This is a genomic window from Kordiimonas lacus (assembly GCF_001550055.1).
GTDB classification, from domain to species: Bacteria; Pseudomonadota; Alphaproteobacteria; order Sphingomonadales; family Kordiimonadaceae; genus Kordiimonas; species Kordiimonas lacus.
The window spans coordinates 130,163-148,845 of the sequence record NZ_LRUA01000004.1 but is presented as its reverse complement, the minus strand read 5'-3'; the positions used below and the strand labels follow the sequence as shown (position 1 = coordinate 148,845).

At 57.2% G+C, this 18,683-nt stretch carries 17 protein-coding genes; 1 reads left to right on the top strand and 16 read right to left on the bottom strand.

Going from position 1 to position 18,683, the window contains the following annotated elements:
* Nucleotides 1-25: 25 nt before the first annotated feature.
* The 3 genes from KORLAC_RS07310 to KORLAC_RS07300 all read right to left on the bottom strand — a co-directional run bounded on the left by KORLAC_RS07310 (nucleotide 26) and on the right by KORLAC_RS07300 (nucleotide 4,059).
* On the bottom strand, nucleotides 26-1,189 hold the full coding sequence (locus tag KORLAC_RS07310) for an ATP phosphoribosyltransferase regulatory subunit (protein WP_068304966.1): 1,164 nt from the start codon (nucleotides 1,187-1,189) through the stop codon (nucleotides 26-28).
* 51 nt (nucleotides 1,190-1,240) lie between these two features.
* Nucleotides 1,241-2,818 carry a phosphoglycerate dehydrogenase gene (serA, locus tag KORLAC_RS07305; RefSeq protein ID WP_068304964.1) on the bottom strand — a complete coding sequence of 526 codons (1,578 nt, stop codon included), beginning with the start codon at nucleotides 2,816-2,818 and terminating at the stop codon, nucleotides 1,241-1,243.
* 83 nt (nucleotides 2,819-2,901) lie between these two features.
* Nucleotides 2,902-4,059, bottom strand: a complete 1,158-nt coding sequence (locus KORLAC_RS07300) for a phosphoserine transaminase (protein WP_068304963.1) — start codon at nucleotides 4,057-4,059, stop codon at nucleotides 2,902-2,904.
* Nucleotides 4,060-4,340: 281 nt separating this feature from the next.
* Here KORLAC_RS07300 and KORLAC_RS07295 point away from each other — a divergent pair, with 281 nt between their 5' ends.
* Nucleotides 4,341-4,907: an EF-hand domain-containing protein gene (locus KORLAC_RS07295; protein WP_068304960.1), complete on the top strand. Its 567-nt coding sequence runs from the start codon at nucleotides 4,341-4,343 to the stop codon at nucleotides 4,905-4,907.
* A 66-nt stretch (nucleotides 4,908-4,973) separates the two neighbouring features.
* Here the strand turns inward: KORLAC_RS07295 and KORLAC_RS07290 are convergent, their stop codons facing one another.
* The 13 genes from KORLAC_RS07290 to pyrC all read right to left on the bottom strand — a co-directional run bounded on the left by KORLAC_RS07290 (nucleotide 4,974) and on the right by pyrC (nucleotide 18,603).
* A complete protein-coding gene (locus tag KORLAC_RS07290) occupies nucleotides 4,974-5,756 on the bottom strand; it encodes a nucleotidyltransferase domain-containing protein (RefSeq protein ID WP_068304958.1) in 783 nt (260 codons plus the stop codon).
* Nucleotides 5,757-5,816: 60 nt separating this feature from the next.
* On the bottom strand, nucleotides 5,817-6,338 hold the full coding sequence (locus tag KORLAC_RS07285) for a GrpB family protein (protein ID WP_068304957.1): 522 nt from the start codon (nucleotides 6,336-6,338) through the stop codon (nucleotides 5,817-5,819).
* 2 nt (nucleotides 6,339-6,340) lie between these two features.
* On the bottom strand, nucleotides 6,341-7,492 hold the full coding sequence (locus KORLAC_RS07280; RefSeq protein WP_068304956.1) for a serine hydrolase domain-containing protein: 1,152 nt from the start codon (nucleotides 7,490-7,492) through the stop codon (nucleotides 6,341-6,343).
* Nucleotides 7,493-7,505: 13 nt separating this feature from the next.
* Nucleotides 7,506-8,273: an alpha/beta fold hydrolase gene (locus tag KORLAC_RS07275; RefSeq protein WP_068304954.1), complete on the bottom strand. Its 768-nt coding sequence runs from the start codon at nucleotides 8,271-8,273 to the stop codon at nucleotides 7,506-7,508.
* Nucleotides 8,273-9,088, bottom strand: a complete 816-nt coding sequence (gene thiD, locus KORLAC_RS07270) for a bifunctional hydroxymethylpyrimidine kinase/phosphomethylpyrimidine kinase (protein WP_068304952.1) — start codon at nucleotides 9,086-9,088, stop codon at nucleotides 8,273-8,275. The genes KORLAC_RS07275 and thiD overlap by 1 nt, the downstream gene beginning before the upstream one ends.
* 17 nt (nucleotides 9,089-9,105) lie before the next feature.
* Nucleotides 9,106-10,449, bottom strand: coding sequence for a phosphoglucosamine mutase (glmM, locus tag KORLAC_RS07265; RefSeq protein ID WP_068304951.1), 1,344 nt, complete (start codon nucleotides 10,447-10,449; stop codon nucleotides 9,106-9,108).
* A gap of 101 nt (nucleotides 10,450-10,550) precedes the next feature.
* Nucleotides 10,551-11,627: a dihydropteroate synthase gene (gene folP, locus KORLAC_RS07260; RefSeq protein ID WP_241493379.1), complete on the bottom strand. Its 1,077-nt coding sequence runs from the start codon at nucleotides 11,625-11,627 to the stop codon at nucleotides 10,551-10,553.
* A gap of 57 nt (nucleotides 11,628-11,684) precedes the next feature.
* Nucleotides 11,685-13,589 (bottom strand): ATP-dependent zinc metalloprotease FtsH, encoded by a 1,905-nt coding sequence (ftsH, locus tag KORLAC_RS07255; protein WP_175445660.1) that lies wholly within the window; start codon nucleotides 13,587-13,589, stop codon nucleotides 11,685-11,687.
* A 148-nt stretch (nucleotides 13,590-13,737) separates the two neighbouring features.
* Nucleotides 13,738-15,015, bottom strand: a complete 1,278-nt coding sequence (gene tilS / locus KORLAC_RS07250; RefSeq protein ID WP_068304948.1) for a tRNA lysidine(34) synthetase TilS — start codon at nucleotides 15,013-15,015, stop codon at nucleotides 13,738-13,740.
* Between the two features lie 23 nt (nucleotides 15,016-15,038).
* On the bottom strand, nucleotides 15,039-15,911 hold the full coding sequence (locus KORLAC_RS07245) for a tetratricopeptide repeat protein (RefSeq protein WP_068304946.1): 873 nt from the start codon (nucleotides 15,909-15,911) through the stop codon (nucleotides 15,039-15,041).
* A 176-nt stretch (nucleotides 15,912-16,087) separates the two neighbouring features.
* Entirely contained in the window at nucleotides 16,088-16,645 is a 558-nt protein-coding gene (gene pal, locus KORLAC_RS07240; protein ID WP_068304944.1) for a peptidoglycan-associated lipoprotein Pal, read from the bottom strand.
* Nucleotides 16,646-16,857: 212 nt separating this feature from the next.
* Nucleotides 16,858-17,493 (bottom strand): LysE family translocator, encoded by a 636-nt coding sequence (locus tag KORLAC_RS07235; protein ID WP_068304942.1) that lies wholly within the window; start codon nucleotides 17,491-17,493, stop codon nucleotides 16,858-16,860.
* A 27-nt stretch (nucleotides 17,494-17,520) separates the two neighbouring features.
* Nucleotides 17,521-18,603, bottom strand: a complete 1,083-nt coding sequence (gene pyrC / locus KORLAC_RS07230) for a dihydroorotase (protein ID WP_068304940.1) — start codon at nucleotides 18,601-18,603, stop codon at nucleotides 17,521-17,523.
* Nucleotides 18,604-18,683 lie beyond the last annotated feature (80 nt).

Sequence of the window (18,683 nt, the reverse complement as noted above, 5' to 3'; positions counted from 1 at the left end):
TACTGGTCTCTTAAAAACAGAGCTTTTATACGGGTCGAACCCGTTCATCAAGCAAGATATGGCTGCAGCCAAGGCGCTTTGCTTCCACAAGCGGGTCAGCGCCCGCATCAAGGCCCTGTACCGTACGCCAGCCCTCGACGCGCAACTTATTGCCATCACTGGATTTTGTGCCAAAAGGCAGGAAAACATGATCGGTCTTTTCAGCTGCTGGCAGCGCCTTCATCAGGCTATCCAGATAGACAGAAAATCCTGTTGCTTCCTCTTCATGGCCGTCAGGATGGGTCACCATGTAGCGCCCACCGCGGCCCAGCTCGCCCTCGCCACCCTTGGCAAAGAGCGCGAATCCGATTCCGCTTTTATATTCGAACCCATGGCTTTCGCACGGGTCGATTGTCAGCGACAGGTCTGGCAACCGGTCAGCGACCATTTCAGTCAGGCGGCTGAGGCGGGCAACAAGCTTGCCGGCGCCGCCCTTGAGCTCCAGTCCAGAAAGCATTTCATTCGCCTGCTTGGCTGGGCCCGCGGCCTGCAGCAGTTTCTCAAACGCAGCCCGGCTTGCATCAGGCAGTACCGCGAGGCCACCGATATCCTTGGCTTCAAGGGCTGCCATCACGCCTTCCCGCACGTCACCCGCAAGCTTATGCTGGTCACACATCATGGCAACAAGGGGCGCAACCGTCAGGTCCAGCGACAGCTCACCAATGCCGACAGCTGCAAGCGCTTCAACGGCCACGGCGATCACTTCAAGCTCAGCCTCGAGGCTGGGGCTGCCCACCAGCTCAACGCCCGCCTGCACAAACTGGCGGGTGGGGCGAAGCTGACTGCCCTTGGTCCGGAGCACATTCCCTGTGTAGGCAAGCCTGAGCGGGCGCGGCGCGTCCGCAAGTCGCGTGCTGGCAAGCCGTGCCATCTGCATGGTCATGTCGGCCCGCACTGCCATCATGCGCTGGGTATCCGGGTCCATCAGGCGGAACATCTGCTTGGCGCGGGTTTTCCCGGCACCAACCAGCAGGCTGTCTTCATATTCGACAAGAGGCGGGGCCACACGGTCGTATCCATGCGACAGGAATGTATCCACCAGACCGCGCACCAAAGCTGCTTCTTGTTCAGCCTTGGGTGCCAGTTGATCACGAAAGCCTTCCGGCAAAAGTGCCTGACGGGCGTATGCACCACCCGCCATCTGTTTCATTGGACCATTCACGTGTCAATTGACCACTAAACGTGGCCCCTCTCGTTAATTTTAGAACGTCAGACGTTTTGCCTGCCGTACATGCGCGAGCGCGGTCACCTGGTCAAGAACAATATCCTGAACCGGCTGGTCAACCGACACCAGACACACGGCCTCTTCGCCCTCGATCTTACGGCCCAGCGCAAAGGTTGCGATGTTCACACCGTTGTAACCCAGAAGCGACCCCAGCGCACCGATGAAGCCAGGTTTGTCATCGTTGATGACATAGAGCATGTTTGGCTCGACCTCAGCTTCAAGGCGCACGCCGTTGACTTCCACAATCCGCGGTGCGTGGTTGGCGAACAGCGTGCCGGTCACGGTCCGGGTCTGCTTTTCGGTTTCAACCGTCAGCTTGATCAGCGTGTGATAGTCGCCTTCACGGTCATGCTTCACTTCCGTTACCTGGATATTGCGTTCTTTCGCGATCACAGGCGCGTTGACCATGTTAACGCTGGACATCAGCGGCGACAGTAGGCCTTCAAGCACAACAGCCGTCAGTGGCTTGGTATTCAGCTCGGCAACTGCGCCCTCATATTCTACCATGATACGCTTCAGGCCATGTTCTGTCAGCTGGCCAGCGAAACCACCGATCTGTTCAGCAAGCGCCATATAGGGCTTCAGCTTCGGTGCTTCCTCAGCGGAAAGCGACGGCATATTGAGGGCGTTGGTGACACCGCCGGTCAGCAGGTAATCGGACATCTGTTCGGCAACCTGCAGGGCCACATTGACCTGTGCTTCGGTCGTGCTTGCGCCAAGGTGCGGCGTACAGATGACATTGTCATGGCCGAACAGCGGGTTGTCGGTTGCAGGCTCAACCTCGAATACGTCGAGGGCGGCACCAGCCACCTTGCCGCTGTTGAGCGCATCGAGAAGCGCTGCTTCGTCGATCAGGCCACCACGGGCACAGTTCACGATGCGAACACCGTCCTTCATTTTCTTGAAGGCCTCAGCACCCACAACGCCGCGCGTCTGGTCAGTCAGCGGGGTGTGAAGCGTGATCACGTCCGCTTTGGCGAACACGTCATCCAGCTCAACCTTGGCGATGCCCAGGTCCGCCGCGCGCTCGGGCGCCAGGAACGGATCATAGGCAACAACCTTCATCTTCAGGCCCAGTGCACGCTCTGCCACCACGGAACCGATGTTGCCGCAACCGATCAGGCCAAGCGTCTTGCCGGTGATTTCCATGCCCATGAATTTGGACTTTTCCCACTTGCCGGCATGCGTGGATGCATTGGCCTGCGGGATCTGGCGCACCAGCGCCATCATCATGGCGATCGCATGCTCAGCTGTCGTGATGGAGTTGCCGAAGGGCGTGTTCATCACCACCACACCGGCGTTGGTGGCCGCTGGCACGTCCACATTATCCACACCGATACCGGCGCGGCCAACAACCTTCAGGTTCTTGGCGGCTTCAAGGATTTTCGGGGTAACTTTGGTCGAAGACCGGATGGCCAGGCCATCATAGTCACCAATAATTTTCAGAAGCTCGTCCTTATCCAGGCCGGGCTTATAATCAACGTCCACGCCGCGATCTTTGAAAGTCTGTTCGGCAAGTGGGCTCATTTTATCGGAAATCAGCACCTTAGGCATGATTGGTCCTTCTCTGATGTCTTTTCTCTGTTGGGAAACAGCCGGGGCCGCACGGCGCTTGCCGGGCCCCGGATACAAATCTTTTACGAATGCGCTGCTTTGGCTTCCGCGTAGGCCCAATCGAGCCACGCGGTCAGGGCCTTAAGGTCTGCGGCTTCAACAGTCGCGCCGGTCCAGATGCGAAGGCCCGGAGGGGCATCGCGGTAGGCACCGATGTCATAGGCCACGCCTTCAGCGTCCAGAATGGAGGCCAGCTTCTTCGGCACAGCCGCCTGCGCTTCTGCATCCAGGCCCCGGAACCATGGGTCCACAACCTTCAGACACACACTGGTGTTGGACCGGGTGGCTTTGTCAGCCGCCAGGAAATCAACCCATTCGGTTTGCTCTGCCCAGTCCTCCAGAACCTTCAGGTTGGCTTCGGACTTGGCGATCAGGCCCTTCAGGCCACCAAGGCCATCGGCCCACTCAAGCGCGTCGATATAGTCTTCAACACAGATCATGGATGGGGTGTTGATGGTTTCACCCACGAAGATGCCTTCGATCAGCTTGCCACCTTTGGTCAGGCGGAAGATTTTCGGCAGCGGCCATGCAGGGGTGTAGCTTTCAAGGCGCTCAACAGCACGCGGGCTGAGGATGATCACGCCGTGGGCTGCTTCGCCGCCCAGCACTTTCTGCCAGCTGTAGGTTACAACATCGAGTTTGTCGAAAGGCAGGTCCATCGCGAAAGCGGCCGAAGTGGCGTCGCAGATAGTCAGGCCCTTGCGGTCGGCGTCGATCCAGTCACCGTTCGGCACTTTCACGCCAGACGTGGTGCCGTTCCAGGTGAAGACGACGTCATTGTCGAAATCGACCGCGTCCAGATCCGGCAAGTTGCCGTAATCCGCATCAAACAGGCGTACTTTTTCAAGTTTCAGCTGTTTGGCAACATCTGTTACCCAGCCAGAGCCAAAGCTTTCCCAGGCAAGCATATCAACGCCGCGCGCACCCAGAAGCGACCAGAGCGCCATTTCAACGGCGCCGGTGTCTGAACCGGGCACAATACCGATGCGGTAGTCCGCAGGTACACCCAGAACTTCACGAGTTTTATCGATGGCGTATTTCAGCTTGGCCTTGCCAGGCTTAGACCGGTGAGACCGCCCTGTGAGGGCGTCATTAAGCGCGTCCACGCTCCAACCTGGACGCTTTGCACATGGGCCAGAGCTAAACTCCGGGCGTGCGGGTGCCGTGATAGGCTTTGTCATATCGCTATCCTTCCAGATAGTAAGCGCCTCGTTGGGGAGGCGTGTCCCAAGGGTTTATGCCGACCTCACAGACAGCTGGTTCCCAGTTGGGGGAACTACCAAGGCCGGAAACTAGCGATATAGGCGCCAAAGTCAACGAAAGATTTGTGTCAGGACACAGAAGTTTTTGTAACGATATTGCGCACATTAAAAATCGTCAGGATTCCGAAGGGTTAGCGCGCGCAGCCCGTACCACCATCGAATACCGGCCCTGCCCGGTCACAATCAGTTGGAGGAAAACAATGCGCGTACGCCCCATTCACTTCATCATCTTTGGAGCTGCCTTTGGCCTCGGTGCCTGCGCGAGCGGGCCGGACCGTGGTCGCGGCGGCCCGCCGCAGATGGACATGAACCCAGAAGCACATGCAGAACGGGTGCAACAAGTTTACCGCCAGTATGTTGAACGCTGGGACTATAACGGGGACGGCGAAGCCACCTGCGAAGACATCAATGTCCAGCGCAGCCGCCTGTTCCGCGTGCTGGACGAAAACAAAGACGGCAAGCTGGTCTCAGGTGAGTATCGCCACGCGAAATTCGAAGACAAAAGTTTCATGTTCTTCGATTTCCTGCGCGTGGATACAAACGGCACAGCCGCCGTGGAACTGGAAGAACTGGTGGCCGTCCCCCACAGCCAGTTCCTGAATGCGGATAATGACGGTGACTGCTATATCAGCCCGCCGGAAGCCATGGCTATGATGCGTGACATGCAGATGGGCGCAGGCGGCGCTGAAGGCCGTGGCCCAGGCGGCCGAGGCGGTAAAGGCGGTCGCGCACCCCGAGGTGGTGGCCCTATGGTTACCGGGGATTAGTCTGAAGCATTAAGCAAATAGTGGGGCAGCCAAGGAAACTGGCCGCCCCGACGTCACACCCAGTTATTATACCGCATGTAAGGGGTACAGGTCACACAGGCCTTCCGGCATGCCGTTAGTTATTTTTTCCGGCACCTGGTCCTCTCTCAGCTCCAGATACAGCTCCATTGAGGCATGAATGGCACTCCTCACAGACTTCGCGCAACAAGCGGGGACTGTGGCGGCAAGCATAGCGCCTCCAATTTCTTCGATACGCCGAACGCCACGTTGGTTTTGCCCATGGCGACGGTGAATCATTGGCCCCAACACTTGATCTCGAAAGAATGAAAGCATGCCGATCGCTTCATAAAACTCGCATCGCATCGCCTTCGTTATTGCGTAGTGCAACCAAATCCAAGCCCGGTCTTCGAACCATTGCGGCGACTGGTTAGGCCATTCAATAATGGCTGCATCCAGTTTTTGCTGAATAAGGTCCATGTTACGCGCCCACAGAACGGCTGGTATTTCAATCCTGGCATCCAGGTCGGACACGGTCACAAACTTCATATCCACATGGAGAAGAGCGTTTTGATAGAGACATATCAAAAGCCGGGGTTCGCCCACATGCTCGCCCGTAAACGCGGACACAAGGACATCAACAGATTCTGCGAGAGCCCTTCGACTCTCCATCACTTCCGGATAAAACTCTTCTTTGACAATAATGACCAAGTCGAGGTCAGAATGCTCGTCAAAGCCTCCATGCACAAGGGAGCCACCGCCTAACAGGGCTTCAAATCTATGGTCATTGGAAAAAAATTCACGTGCTTTCTCAATGAAAGCAACATGCTGGCTGGGTAAAGTGCTAGTCATAACATTCTCCTGGCTAGCACCTCAGAATACTAAAAAGCTCCGTCCTGAATCAACTCCAATTTACCTTTCCAGGACTTCCACCCATTTAAGCGCGATCACCTGTATTTCTTCAACGAATGCGCTTTTGGCGTCCTGATAGGCCGGGCCAGGCATTTCAGCCAGGTTGGCCTTCAGGTCTGAATAGGCCTGAGCCATTTCCGGATGTGCCCGCATGAAATCACGGAAGGCGACATGCCGCACAGCATGATGACTTCCTTTTTCAAACACGTGAACATGGTGGGTACGGCGCCCTTCTCCGTCCGTTAGGCGGAAATAGCGACGTCCCGGTATGCCGTATTCGCCTTTGGCTTCAAACCCGGCCTCAAGCATTGCAGGCGTTGCTTCGTCAACAGCATCAATATCAGCCACTTCAACAAGAATATCGATAATGGGCTTGGCCAAGATCCCTGGAATTGCCGTGCTACCTATGTGGGCAATGCACACGGCATTGTTCCCCAGCGCATGCCGAATTACCGGCACCTGTTCATCAAAAGCAGCCTTCCAGCTGGTGCTGTGGGGAACAAGGTGAACCGACTTTGTCATGACTAACGACTCGTCGAAGTCTCAAATTCATCAAGCGCTGCCACCCAGAAGCGGGAAGATAGACGCTCAACCGCACTGGTCTGCGCATTCGCCATGATAGCAAAGCCAAGGTCCAGGTCTTTTGAGTAGGATACGAATGTCCTGAACCCCTTCACACCTCCTGCATGCAGCACAACATCATGGCCATCAACGGCATAGATGCGCCAGCCGAAACCATAATGTGCGTCTGTCAGTTTGCCACGCCAACCGCGGCGCCTGAGTTCACGCGATGTATCCACGCGTTTCTCTGTCACCATTTCAAGGACAGGTGTCGGCAACACCGCGTCGTTATACCCCATCTGGGCCACAACCCATTTAGCCAGATCTTCGATGCTGGCATTCACACCGGCGGCTGGCGCCACCCGGTAATAATTCCTATCCACCATCACCCTGATCCAACCGTTCCGGCGCGTGAAAATATGGGGTTCGGCCCGGTTCGCTGTGGAAAGGTATGCCTCCAGCCCTAGCGAGGCATGCTGCATGCCAAGCGGCTTCAGAAGTCTGCTTTCCACCAGCGACGGATAGCTTTTACCTGTCGCCTGCTCAATGGCCGGCTCAATCAAGCTAAACAGGATGTTCTGATAGCCGTAACAATCCCCCGGCTGGCACATGGGCTCGATCCGGTCAAACCGGGGAACAATCTTATCAAGTGCCCAGCCATCCTCGAGCATATTGTCATAGGCATTTGGGGTGATGCCGGCGCTGTGGCTCAAAAGATGCTTCAGCTTTACCTTGTTGGCAAACCCATTTGATTTGAATTCAAGTGCGGGCACGAACTTTGTCACGGGTGTCTCAAGGTCAAGCTTGCCCTCTTTCGCCAGAATTGCCGCAAGGTCTGCCGCGAACGTCTTCGAGACAGACGCAAGGCGGAACACTGTCTGGCTGGTGACCGGCAAATCAGCGTCCACCGCACGCGTGCCATACACCTTCACGGCCACTACGCGACCACCCTTGATAATCGCGTAAGCCGCACCGGGCACCTTGTTGGTTTCCACCTCGTTCAGGAACTCTTTTTCAAAGTCCGGGATCAGGCCGGCAGCCTGTGCGCCAGCCATGCCACCCAAAAGAGCTGCCCCCAAAATACCGCCGAGAATTACTGCCTTCAGACGTTTCACACCCAGTTCCTGTTTAAAGTTCATCTTTCAAAAAACGTGTTATCACACGCGCCACCAGATCAGGTTTTTCTGCATGAAGCCAGTGTCCCGTGCCTTCCACTGTGCGCACAGTGGCATTAGGGAAAAGTTTCAGGATCGTGTCCCGATGCTCGGCCGTCACATAATCGGAGTCGCCGCCTCGCAGGAACAGAACTGGCGTATCCACCGGGTCCCCTTCAACAGCTGCGCTGATTGAACCGTAGTCATCGCGAATGGCATCAATATTCAGGCGCCAGCGCCAGGTGCCATCATTCCCACGTCGCCAGTTGGTCAGCAGGAAACTGAGCACGTCAGGTTCCTGAACATAAGAGGTCAAAATGGCCTCGGCCCCGGCCCTGTCTTGCGGGGCAGCATCTGCCACTTTCCCCATACCTTCAAGAATGGTGTCATGGTGGTGGCTATAGGCAACAGGCGAGATATCCCCTACCACCATGCGGTCCACCCGGTCCGGCGCAAGCAGCGCCATTTGCATGGCCACCTTGCCGCCCATGGAATGGCCAAAAACGTGCGCCTTATCGATGCCTTCACGGTCCATCACGTCAAGAATATCTTCGGCCATTTCGCCATAGCTGTTGGTGGGTACATGGGGGCTGCGGCCATGGTTACGGTGGTCCACCATCACCATGCGGAACTCATTTTCCATCGCGCGGGCCAAGCCGCCCAAGTTGTCCCCTGACCCGAAAAGGCCATGCAACATCACAAGAGGTGGTCCGTCGCCACGCGTCCGGTAGAACAGGTCCATCAGTCAATATCCAGACGTACGCGTGCGTGCCCAAGCGGGCCATGACCACCGCCAAAGCCAGGCGCGGCCTTGATAGCCATATGGACGAAGGTGTGAGCTTTTTCAAAAGCGGCTTCCAGGGTCAGCCCTGCGGACAAAAGCGCGGCAACAGCGCTTGCGAGCGTGCAGCCAGTACCGTGGGTATTTGTGGTGTCGATGCGATCACTTGTAATGCGGCATTCGCCTTTCGCACTCACCAGAACATCCGTCGAAGTTGCGCCTTCAAGATGCCCGCCCTTGATCAGGACAGCCTCTGCACCTGTATCCAGAATATCATTCGCAGCCGCGATCATGTCGTCCACCGTATTGATCAGTCGGCCGGTCAGCACTTCCGCTTCATTGGCGTTGGGTGTGACAAGGCTAGCATGGGCAATCAGTGTCTTGAGCGATGCAACAGCGTCCTTCTGCAACAGCATACTACCACTTGTCGCCACCATCACGGGGTCAACAACCAGGTCGCCATCAAAGGCCACGTCATCAATCACAGCCAGCACGGTCTCAATCACTGCTTTGTCGTGCAACATACCGGTCTTGATTACATCCGCGCCGATGTCGGACAGCACAGCCCGCATCTGCGAGGCCACAATACCCGGCGCCATGGCCTCTACGTCTGTCACGCCCTTAGTGCTTTGCGTGGTCACAGCCGTCACGGCTGTTGCGGCATACTGCCCCAGCATGGTTACCGTTTTGATGTCAGCCTGCAGGCCTGCACCACCGGAGCTGTCTGATCCGGCAACAATCAGTACCCGGCCCATCTGCTTTGGTCTCTGCTCCATGATGTCTGGCCTTCCTGTTAAGCGCTTGCTTCGATCTCGGCACAAATCTGGTCCACCACCCGGTTCACAACGGCTTCGTCATCACCTTCCGCCATTACGCGAATTACCGGTTCGGTGCCCGACTTACGGATCACCAACCGCCCGGTACCGTTCAGGTCGGCTTCTGCGGCAGCTATAGAGGCCTTGACCGGGCCAGTTGCAAGCGGATCGCCGCCCTTGAAGCGGACATTCTTCAACAGCTGCGGCACACGTTGGAACTGGCGGCAAGCTTCAGAGGCTTTATGGTCAGATTGCTTAATTTCCGTCATCACCTGCAGGGCAGCAATCAGGCCGTCTCCTGTAGTGGCAAAATCACTCAACACAATATGGCCGCTTTGTTCGCCGCCCACGTTAAAGCCTTTTTCGCGCATACGCTCCACCACATAGCGGTCACCCACCTTGGTGCGTTCCAGCGTCAGGCCTTCGCCCTCCAGCAAGCGCTCGAGCCCCAAGTTGGACATAACGGTACTCACAAGCCCACCGCCCTTCAAAACGCCCCGCTTGTGCCAATTGCGTGTGATGAGCGCCATGATCTGGTCACCGTCCACTATGGCACCGGTCTCGTCGCACAGGATCAGGCGGTCTGCGTCACCGTCCAATGCGATGCCAAGATCTGCGCCTTCAGCTACCACCCGTTGGCACATTGCATCAGGGTGGGTCGAACCACATTCCTTGTTGATGTTGAAGCCATTCGGGTCAACGCCAATTGAAATCACATCTGCACCCAACTCCCACAGCACCATCGGGGCCACTCGGTAGGCCGCGCCGTGGGCGCAATCCACCACCACCTTCAGCCCGTCGAAGGTCACCCCGTTGGGAACCGTTGCTTTGGCAAATTCCACATAGCGCCCGCGGGCGTCCTCAAGGCGGGTTGCCCGGCCCAGCTTTTCGGAAGGCACCAAAGACTTGTGGAAACCATTGTCTACCAGTGCTTCAATTTCCAACTCGGTTTCATCCGACAGTTTGAAACCATCAGGGCCGAAGAATTTAATGCCGTTATCCTGGTGTGGGTTATGGCTGGCGGAAATCATGACACCCAGGTCCGCGCGCAAGCTTTTCACCAACATGGCAATCGCGGGGGTTGGCATGGGACCAACCATGATCACATCCATCCCGGCGGCGGTGAAACCAGCCGCCAGCGCTGGCTCATACATATAGCCGGATCGCCTGGTATCCTTGCCGATCACCACCCGGTGCACATGGTCCCCACGGCGAAACACCCGGCCTGCAGCCAGGCCCACCTTCATCGCAACATCGGGCGTCATGAAGCCTTGGTTGACCTCACCCCGCATGCCATCTGTGCCAAAATATTTCCGGCTCATACCCAAGTCCCTAATAGTCAAATGAATGGAATTTTAAAATTGAAGGCAATTGTAACCAGTTCGGCCCCAAGCGTCCACTCGGAAGGCGATTTAGTCAGGCGTTATCCCCCTGCCCCCATCATGGCCGCATCATGCATGGCCTGCGAGAGCCTGACCGCCTGAACCGTTTCCACCACGTCGTGCACCCGCACGATCTGGACGCCCTGTTCAACACCTTTCAGCACAGCGGCAAGCGAGCCCGGCATGCGTTCAGCCGCCTCCTCGACGCCCGTGATCGCCCCAATGAAGCGCTTGCGTGAAGCCCCCAACAGAACCGGGCATCCCAGCGAGTGGAAGAAGGCCAGGCCGTTCATCAGGGCCAAGTTATCCTGCACCACACGCTTACCAAATCCGATACCCGGATCAACGATCAATCGGCTGCGGTCAATTCCAGCAGCGGTACACGCCTCAATCCTGTCTTCAAGATAGTCGTATACGTCCAGCACCACATTGTCATAGTCCGGCGCGTCCTGCATGGTCTTCGGGGTGCCCTGGGAATGCATCAGGATGATCGGTGCGTCCGTCGCCACGGCTGCTGACATGCTGTCGCCGTCATACGTCAGGGCCGATACATCATTGATGATGTGGGCGCCCGCATCCACTGCCTTTGTCATCACGGTGGAGTGCCGCGTATCGACAGACAACGGGATGCCGTCAGCTGCCAGCGCTTCGATCACAGGCACGATCCGCTCAGCCTCCTCGCCTTCCCATACCGGGGTTGCGCCAGGACGCGTGCTTTCGCCGCCAATATCGATAATGTCGGCGCCTTCAGCCCGCATCTGGCGCGCGCGCCTTATGGCCGCGTCCGTGTCCAGGAATTTGCCGCCGTCAGAAAAGCTGTCCGGTGTGACATTGAGAACTCCCATCACCAGGGGACGGCTGAATCCAAGCGGTGCATCCCGGCCGGGCAGCGCCATGGGTGGGCGCGGTGCGGCATAGCGTTCAAGCTGGGCTTCCGCCAGCGAGCGCACGGCCTCAGGAAGTGGCGCAAGCGCTGACGCCAGGCTATCGGCTGGTACCGTATGGTCCAATTGTATTTTGGCGCCTTCCCGTACGATCAGCCTGAAGGACGGGAAAGACAGCCCGGGAATACCGGAACTGAACCCATGGAGGGTCCCCCAAACGGCACCGACGGGCACGAGATATGCTCTCGCCCCGTCGGTCAATTTTTCTAAAGCCTCAACCGTCACCGGCCGTTAGCCTTCAGGCTGCGGTTCGCCGTGATCAATACCGGCGCTTGGCACAGCCGAAGGCGACGCTGGTGGCACGTCAGACCTGCCGCTGGGCTTCTTTGGTTCGGTCCGTATCTTTTCACCAGCAATCAGCTTCTTGATCTCGTCACCAGACAGCGTCTCATATTCAAGAAGCGCATTGGCGATGATATCCAAATGATCACGATGATCGGTCAGGATCTTCTTGGCCCGATCATTGGCTTCACCAACGAACCGCTTGATCTCTTCATCAATCATCTGCGCTGTTGCTTCTGATACATTCTGCTGCTGCGCTACAGAGTGCCCAAGGAACACTTCCTGTTCGTTGGCAGCATACTGCAACGGACCAAGCTTGTCTGACATTCCCCACTGGGTCACCATGGCCCGGGCCAGCTTGGTCGCATACTGGATGTCGCTTGACGCGCCGCTGGTGACTTTGTCGTGACCGAAAACGATTTCCTCAGCCACACGACCACCCATGGCAATCGCCAGATTGTCGTGCATCTTCTCGCGGCTCTGGGAGTATTCGTCCCGCTCCGGCAGGCGCATCACCATACCCAAAGCACGACCGCGCGGGATGATAGTTGCCTTATGGATCGGGTCAGACGCTTTACAGTGCAACGTGACGAGAGCGTGGCCGCCTTCGTGGAAGGCTGTCAGCTTTTTCTCGTCATCAGTCATGACCATGGAGCGACGCTCTGAACCCATCATCACCTTGTCTTTGGCGTCCTCGAATTCCTGCATCGCGACAATTTTCTTGCCGCGGCGGGCTGCCAGAAGTGCAGCTTCGTTCACCAGGTTCATCAGGTCAGCGCCTGAGAAACCGGGAGTGCCGCGCGCAATCACATTGATATCCACGTCAGGTGCCAGTGGCACCTTCTTGATATGCACGCCAAGGATTTTCTCGCGGCCATCGATATCCGGATTTGGCACCACAACCTGACGGTCAAAGCGGCCCGGACGCAGCAGCGCAGGGTCCAGCACGTCTGGACGGTTGGTCGCAGCCAGGATGATGATGCCCTCGTTGGCTTCAAAGCCGTCCATCTCAACAAGGAGCTGGTTCAGGGTCTGCTCGCGCTCGTCGTTACCGCCGCCAAGGCCCGCGCCCCGATGACGACCGACAGCGTCGATCTCGTCAATGAAGATGATGCAAGGCGCGTTTTTCTTGGCCTGTTCGAACATGTCGCGCACGCGGCTTGCACCCACGCCCACGAACATCTCAACGAAATCAGAACCCGAAATCGTGAAGAAGGGTACATTTGCCTCGCCTGCAATAGCACGCGCCAGAAGCGTCTTACCCGTACCAGGAGGGCCTACGAGCAGTGCACCTTTCGGGATTTTGCCGCCCAGACGCTGGAACTTTTGCGGGTCTTTCAGGAAGTCCACGATTTCCTCGAGCTCTTCCTTGGCTTCTTCAATACCCGCCACGTCTTCAAACGTCACCCGGCCTTGTTTTTCCGTCAGCAGGCGTGCACGGCTTTTGCCGAAGCCCATGGCCCCGCCACCGCCGGACCGGCCCTGCATCTGTCGCATGAAGAAAATCCATACCCCGATCAGCAGGATGAACGGCAACCAACCGATCATCGCGTTCAGGAGGCCATTTTCCTCACGTTTGATTTCCCTGTAGGTCACGCCGTTGTCGATCGCGAGCCTCAAGAGGCTATCGTCAATCATGAAAGGTGCAGTGACGGTAAATTTCTCGCCTGACCCCTTATAGGTGCCGACGATATCCTGTTCCTGCTTTTCAACGCGGTCCACACGGCCCTGTTCTATCGCTTGCACGAACTCACTATAGGCAAGCTCAGGCGCCTTCGGGGCATTGCCTTGAAACAGATTGTAAAGCGTCACCAGCAGAAGGATGATCAATCCCCAGACCAGCGCGTTTCTCATAAAACCATTCACTATAACTGCCTTTCATATGTCGCCCCTATGGCGGCGACTGCGTCAGATGCATTTATCCTGCATTCTTCCTTTAAAAATGCTTACCCAAGAGATAAGCGTGGCCACCCTCCATGCAAGGGGGAACCGGCCAATAAAGCTACTTTTTCGGCCAACCGTGGGATTTAAGCGACAAGCTTACCGCATTTCCACGGCCCAAGGCTACTTCCAGGTGTGGAACTGCCAACGGATCTTCTCCGTCGAACACCGCCGGCAACACGATCCGAGCCGCAAGCGGCAGGGTTGTTTGCCTGATATCCGGCCACGCTTTCAGCGCCCTGTTCCACCCCTCTTGCCCAAGGGGCCCAATTTCCAGCCCTGCAATATCACCCTTGGCTGAAATATCAAAACGGTTATCCCAGCTGCCGCCCTCTGCCACGGGCACTCGCCCCTGCGCTGCGCGCAGCTCCCGCGTTGCCAGAACTTGCGTGCCCGACACAGGAATAAACTGGACACCATAAAGTGTTAGCCCTGAAAAAACCGGTGCGCGCATCGCATCAGCGGCGCGCTCCAACTTCTCCATTCTGGGCACATAGCGTTCACCGCTGACTGTCCGACACATGCTGGCAATAGCCCGCAGCATAATTTCTTCAGGCACCGAATCGAACGCGGCAGGGTCGAACATCAGCGTACCGTCATGCCGATATTCTACGTTCTCCGTAAGCCAACGGTTTTCATAATATTCGAGTGCGTCCCGGGTACGCCTGAGGCGCCCCGCCGTTGCAGCCAGGCGGTCAGCCCGCAGCCCTTCAAGGGGCGGGTTCTCCAGAAACAAGCGCACTTTTACCCGGTCAAACTGCATGGCCTTGTTGCTGGGATCTTCAAGCCAGCCAACCTTCATGGCTTCAAGCGTAGCCATGAGCTGTTTCTTCGGAACCCCGAGGAGCGGCCTCACCAATGTGATCCGCCCGTCTGTGCCCGGCATGTTTGATGTCGGCGGCATCGCGGCGAGGCCGTATACGCCGCTGCCCCGCGCCAAGCGAAGCAGCAGTGTCTCGGCCTGGTCATCCTGGTGGTGGGCCGTCAGCAGGTACCCAACCCCGTTTGCTACGCACCAATCGTTCATCAAGTGGTAACGAGCAATCCGTGCCTCGGCCTGGATGTTGGCTTCAGGTTTCTTGCCTTGCCAGACCAACCTATGGCAGGGAATGCCTTTATCTGCCATCAGCTTTTCCAAGGTTGCCGACTCTGCTGCGGATTCAGGCCGCAGTCCATGATCAACTGTCAGGCAGACGACATTGGCAATTTCAGATGCCAGCAGAACAAGACACAGGCTGTCAGGCCCACCGGATACTGCAACAGCAAGTGGGGCGCCATCGGGCACCCCACAGGCGCTGAGCGCCTCTTTCAGGTCTGTTGATGTTAGCCGCTGTGCCAAAGCATCCGCCTGTCTGGTTGTCGCTAGGTCGCGCAGCCGGCTTCGGCAGCCGTCCGCTCGGCCCGAGCTTTCAGGCGGTCTGATGCGTTATCTGCGCTACGGCGAAATTCCGCCAAGGCGTTGCAGGCGTCCGGCTTGCTGCCAAGGCCAATCAATACATCCGCCAGATCCAGAAGCGCGTCTGCGCGTTTGCCGTGATTGGGATGTTCCTCAATCAGCGCCAGCAACTGCTGTGCTGCCTGCGGCAGGCGCCCTTTCAGCAGGTGAATACGCCCCAACCAAAATTTAGCATTGCCCGCGAGGGAATCATCGGGATGCGCCTTGAGGAACATATCCATGGCCTTGAACCCGCTATCGAGGTCATTTTTCTGGATGAAGCCAAATGCATATTGATATTGATCCGAAGGCTCTCCTTCAGGCAATGAAATTTCCGGCTCCTTGGGTGCTTCATCGACCTTGGCGGCAGGTGCTGTGTCGGCGGGTGCCGTCACCGGCTGGGAATTTGGCTGTGCCGCCTGGCTGGCGCGATAGTCGGCGGCTTCCTGTTGCTGCAGTTGCAATTCGCGGCGCAGCAGGTCCAGCGCCTCGTCCAACTGCCGTTGCTTATGCTCAAGCTCTTCCATACGGCCGGTCATGGCGCGCATCTGGCGCTCTACCGTTCCGATCTTGGCTGCTAGATCCGCCAACAGCGTCCTGTCATCAAGACTACCCTGCGCACCAGCTGATGCGCCGGTAGCAGAGCTGGTCGCAGCCCCGCCACGCAGCCGATTTTCAAGGGCGATCATTTCGCGTTCCAGCCGCTCAACCTTGAGCGCCAGCTCCGCACGACTTTGGGCTTCGACCTCAATGGTTACAGACAAAGTGAGAATACAGATGGCAACAACACGCCAGATCATATCCTGGTTCTCCTTAACTGACAGGCCCGCTCAGAACTGGAGCGAGTACAGGTATAGTTGTTAAATGCGGCCCGATAATGGCTGCGCCGCACCCCACCAAAGGGGCGGCCGATAAAAAAACGGCCCCGCACCGGCAATCCGGGCACGGGGCCACTTGTCCTGAGTGCGCCTAAGGCTTACTGGACGCGGAGCACACCGCGACGGTTCTGGCTCCAGGTGCTTTCACCGTTACCAACAACAGCAGGACGTTCCTTGCCGTAGCTGATGGTGTTCATGCGGGAAGCCGGAACGCCAAGGGCGATCAGATAATTTTTGACAGCGCTTGCACGACGCTCGCCCAGCGCGAGGTTATATTCGCGGGTACCGCGCTCATCACAGTGACCTTCAATCGTGATGCGTACACGTGGGTGACGTCCCAACCATGCCGCTTGCTTCGACAGAGTTGCGCGCGCTTCTGCCGTAATCTCAGAGCTGTCATACTCGAAGAAAACACGGTCGCCAGCGTAAGCCGTCAGGCCTTCCTGACCTTGCACCTCGATTGGGTCCAACGTATCTTGCGTAACCTGGCCCATATCAGGCTGGCTCGGCTGGCCTGTATCTGTCTGCGTTTGGTCAGTCGACGTATCCGTGGAGGATGTATCCGTCTCTGGTCCAGGGGTGGATGAACAGGCTGCCAGAATCAGTGCAGCCGCGGAAATGATGGCGATATTTTTGCCCAGGCGCTCGGACTTCATTATTGCTCCCTCCAACGGAGCGGGGGTTCCCCGCGTTTTATACATGTGTCATCGCTCGCCCGGCCTCCCCCTATTAGAAAGCTGGTAAGCGACACCTGAAGTTCGTGGCAACTATAGAACGCGAATCTTTCGCAATCAAGCAATCAAAATAGCTCAAATACTTGTTTCGACGTGAAATTTCCGCCGAATTTTCACAAAAATGTCATGATTGATCAAATCGGCAGGAGGCTGACGAGGGCCCCAAGCGCAAAAAGCCCAATAATTGCCGCGGACACATGGTTTATCATGGTGAGCAGATTGTCGTTTACCTTGTCCCGCAGGTACCGGCCAATCCCCACCAACAGCCCCCACCAGAAACAACTGCCCAGAAACACGCCCATAATCAGCATGACGGCATCGCTCGACGCATGCCCAGAGGCAGCCCCCAAGTCTCCAATCCCGGCAAGGGCATACATGCCCAGAAAACCGAAGAAAACACCAGGGTTCGTCAGCGTCAGAACCAAAGCACCCAACATGCCGCGCTTGACCCCGCCTTCCATGGGTTCGCGGTCCAGGTGCGGATGGGCCCGCCAGATACGCACTGCAAAAACAAGCATGATAGCGGCGCCAACCAGGCGCAGCAGTGTGTCATAACTGTCAATGATCGCAAGAAATGCGTTGAGCCCGAGCGCTGCCAGCCCGGCATAAAAGGCATCGCCAAGGGCTGCACCGGTACCGATTGCAAACCCGTCGCGCGCACGTCCAAACAGACTGCGGCGCAGACAGATAATGTTGACAGGGCCGATGGGGGCGGACAGCGCGAAGCCAAATCCCACGCCCCACAAAGCATATTCCAGCCCACCAATCACCAGTATTTACCCCCCACCTGCACTTATTCAGGCGTCTTCAAATCCCGCGAACCGCCATTCCAGCGTTTCGCCGGCCAGGAACGGCACCAGCTCGTTGCCCCCGCCTTCAACCTTTTCCGGTACGGTGACTGGTGCGCGTTCAAGCACGATACGGCGCTCATTGAGTGGCAAGCCATAAAACTTCGGGCCATTTTCGGACGCGAAGGCTTCAAGCTTATCCAGCGCGCCTTCTTCTGCGAAGGTCTTGGCATAGCTTTCCATCGCAAACGGTGCGTTGAATACGCCGGCACAGCCGCAGGCCGTTTCCTTGGCCTCCTTGGTGTGAGGCGCACTATCTGTGCCGAGGAAGAACTTTGTTGAGCCGGATGTCGCTGCCTTCCTGAGCGCCAGACGGTGTTCCTCCCGCTTGATCACCGGCAGGCAATAGAAATGCGGCTTGATCCCCCCCACCAGCATGGCGTTCCTGTTGTACGCCAGATGCTGCGGCGTAATGGTTGCGCCGATATTATCGCCGCTTTCCATGACAAAAGCTGCCGCATCAGCAGTGGTGATATGCTCAAACACCACCTTCAGGCCCGGAAAATCGGCAACGACCTGCTTCATCACCTGGTCAATGAACACGGCTTCCCTATCAAAAATATCCACATGGCTGTCTGTCACTTCCCCGTGCACCAGAAGCGGCATACCGATACGCTGCATTTCTTCCAGCACCGGATAGATGTTTTTCACATCGCTGACGCCATGACTGGAGTTGGTCGTGGCGTTCGCGGGATAGAGCTTGCAGGCGGTAAACACACCTGATGCGAAGCCCTTGGAAACCTCAGCCGCATCGATGCTGTCTGTCAGGTAGCATGTCATCAACGGCGTGAACTGAAGGTCAGAAGGCACCGCCTTCAGGATACGGTCCCGGTAGGCTTCCGCGGCCGCCACGGTTGTCACAGGCGGCGTCAGGTTCGGCATGATGATCGCCCGGGCAAACTGGCGTGCCGTGTAGGCCGCCACCGTTTCCAGCATGGCACCGTCCCGCAGGTGGACATGCCAGTCATCAGGCTGGCGAATAACAAGGCGATCCTTGGTTGCGTCATGGGTTTGGGAAGCGGGCGCGTTCATTGGTGTATCCCTGTTTTTACTTCATACCTACGTGAGGGCTGTTGTAACGGGCTTCGCTGCGCCTTACAACTTGAAAGCCG

What these genes read in the sequence shown, in the direction of transcription:
- glmM (WP_068304951.1), bottom strand. Translation starts at nt 10,449, where the DNA reads ATGAGCCGGAAATATTTTGGCACAGATGGCATGCGGGGTGAGGTCAAC.
- KORLAC_RS07290 (WP_068304958.1), bottom strand. Translation starts at nt 5,756, where the DNA reads ATGACTAGCACTTTACCCAGCCAGCATGTTGCTTTCATTGAGAAAGCA.
- pyrC (WP_068304940.1), bottom strand. Translation starts at nt 18,603, where the DNA reads ATGAACGCGCCCGCTTCCCAAACCCATGACGCAACCAAGGATCGCCTT.
- KORLAC_RS07295 (WP_068304960.1), top strand. Translation starts at nt 4,341, where the DNA reads ATGCGCGTACGCCCCATTCACTTCATCATCTTTGGAGCTGCCTTTGGC.
- KORLAC_RS07275 (WP_068304954.1), bottom strand. Translation starts at nt 8,273, where the DNA reads ATGGACCTGTTCTACCGGACGCGTGGCGACGGACCACCTCTTGTGATG.
- KORLAC_RS07245 (WP_068304946.1), bottom strand. Translation starts at nt 15,911, where the DNA reads ATGATCTGGCGTGTTGTTGCCATCTGTATTCTCACTTTGTCTGTAACC.
- KORLAC_RS07300 (WP_068304963.1), bottom strand. Translation starts at nt 4,059, where the DNA reads ATGACAAAGCCTATCACGGCACCCGCACGCCCGGAGTTTAGCTCTGGC.
- serA (WP_068304964.1), bottom strand. Translation starts at nt 2,818, where the DNA reads ATGCCTAAGGTGCTGATTTCCGATAAAATGAGCCCACTTGCCGAACAG.
- KORLAC_RS07285 (WP_068304957.1), bottom strand. Translation starts at nt 6,338, where the DNA reads ATGACAAAGTCGGTTCACCTTGTTCCCCACAGCACCAGCTGGAAGGCT.
- thiD (WP_068304952.1), bottom strand. Translation starts at nt 9,088, where the DNA reads ATGGAGCAGAGACCAAAGCAGATGGGCCGGGTACTGATTGTTGCCGGA.
- KORLAC_RS07310 (WP_068304966.1), bottom strand. Translation starts at nt 1,189, where the DNA reads ATGAAACAGATGGCGGGTGGTGCATACGCCCGTCAGGCACTTTTGCCG.
- ftsH (WP_175445660.1), bottom strand. Translation starts at nt 13,589, where the DNA reads ATGAGAAACGCGCTGGTCTGGGGATTGATCATCCTTCTGCTGGTGACG.
- pal (WP_068304944.1), bottom strand. Translation starts at nt 16,645, where the DNA reads ATGAAGTCCGAGCGCCTGGGCAAAAATATCGCCATCATTTCCGCGGCT.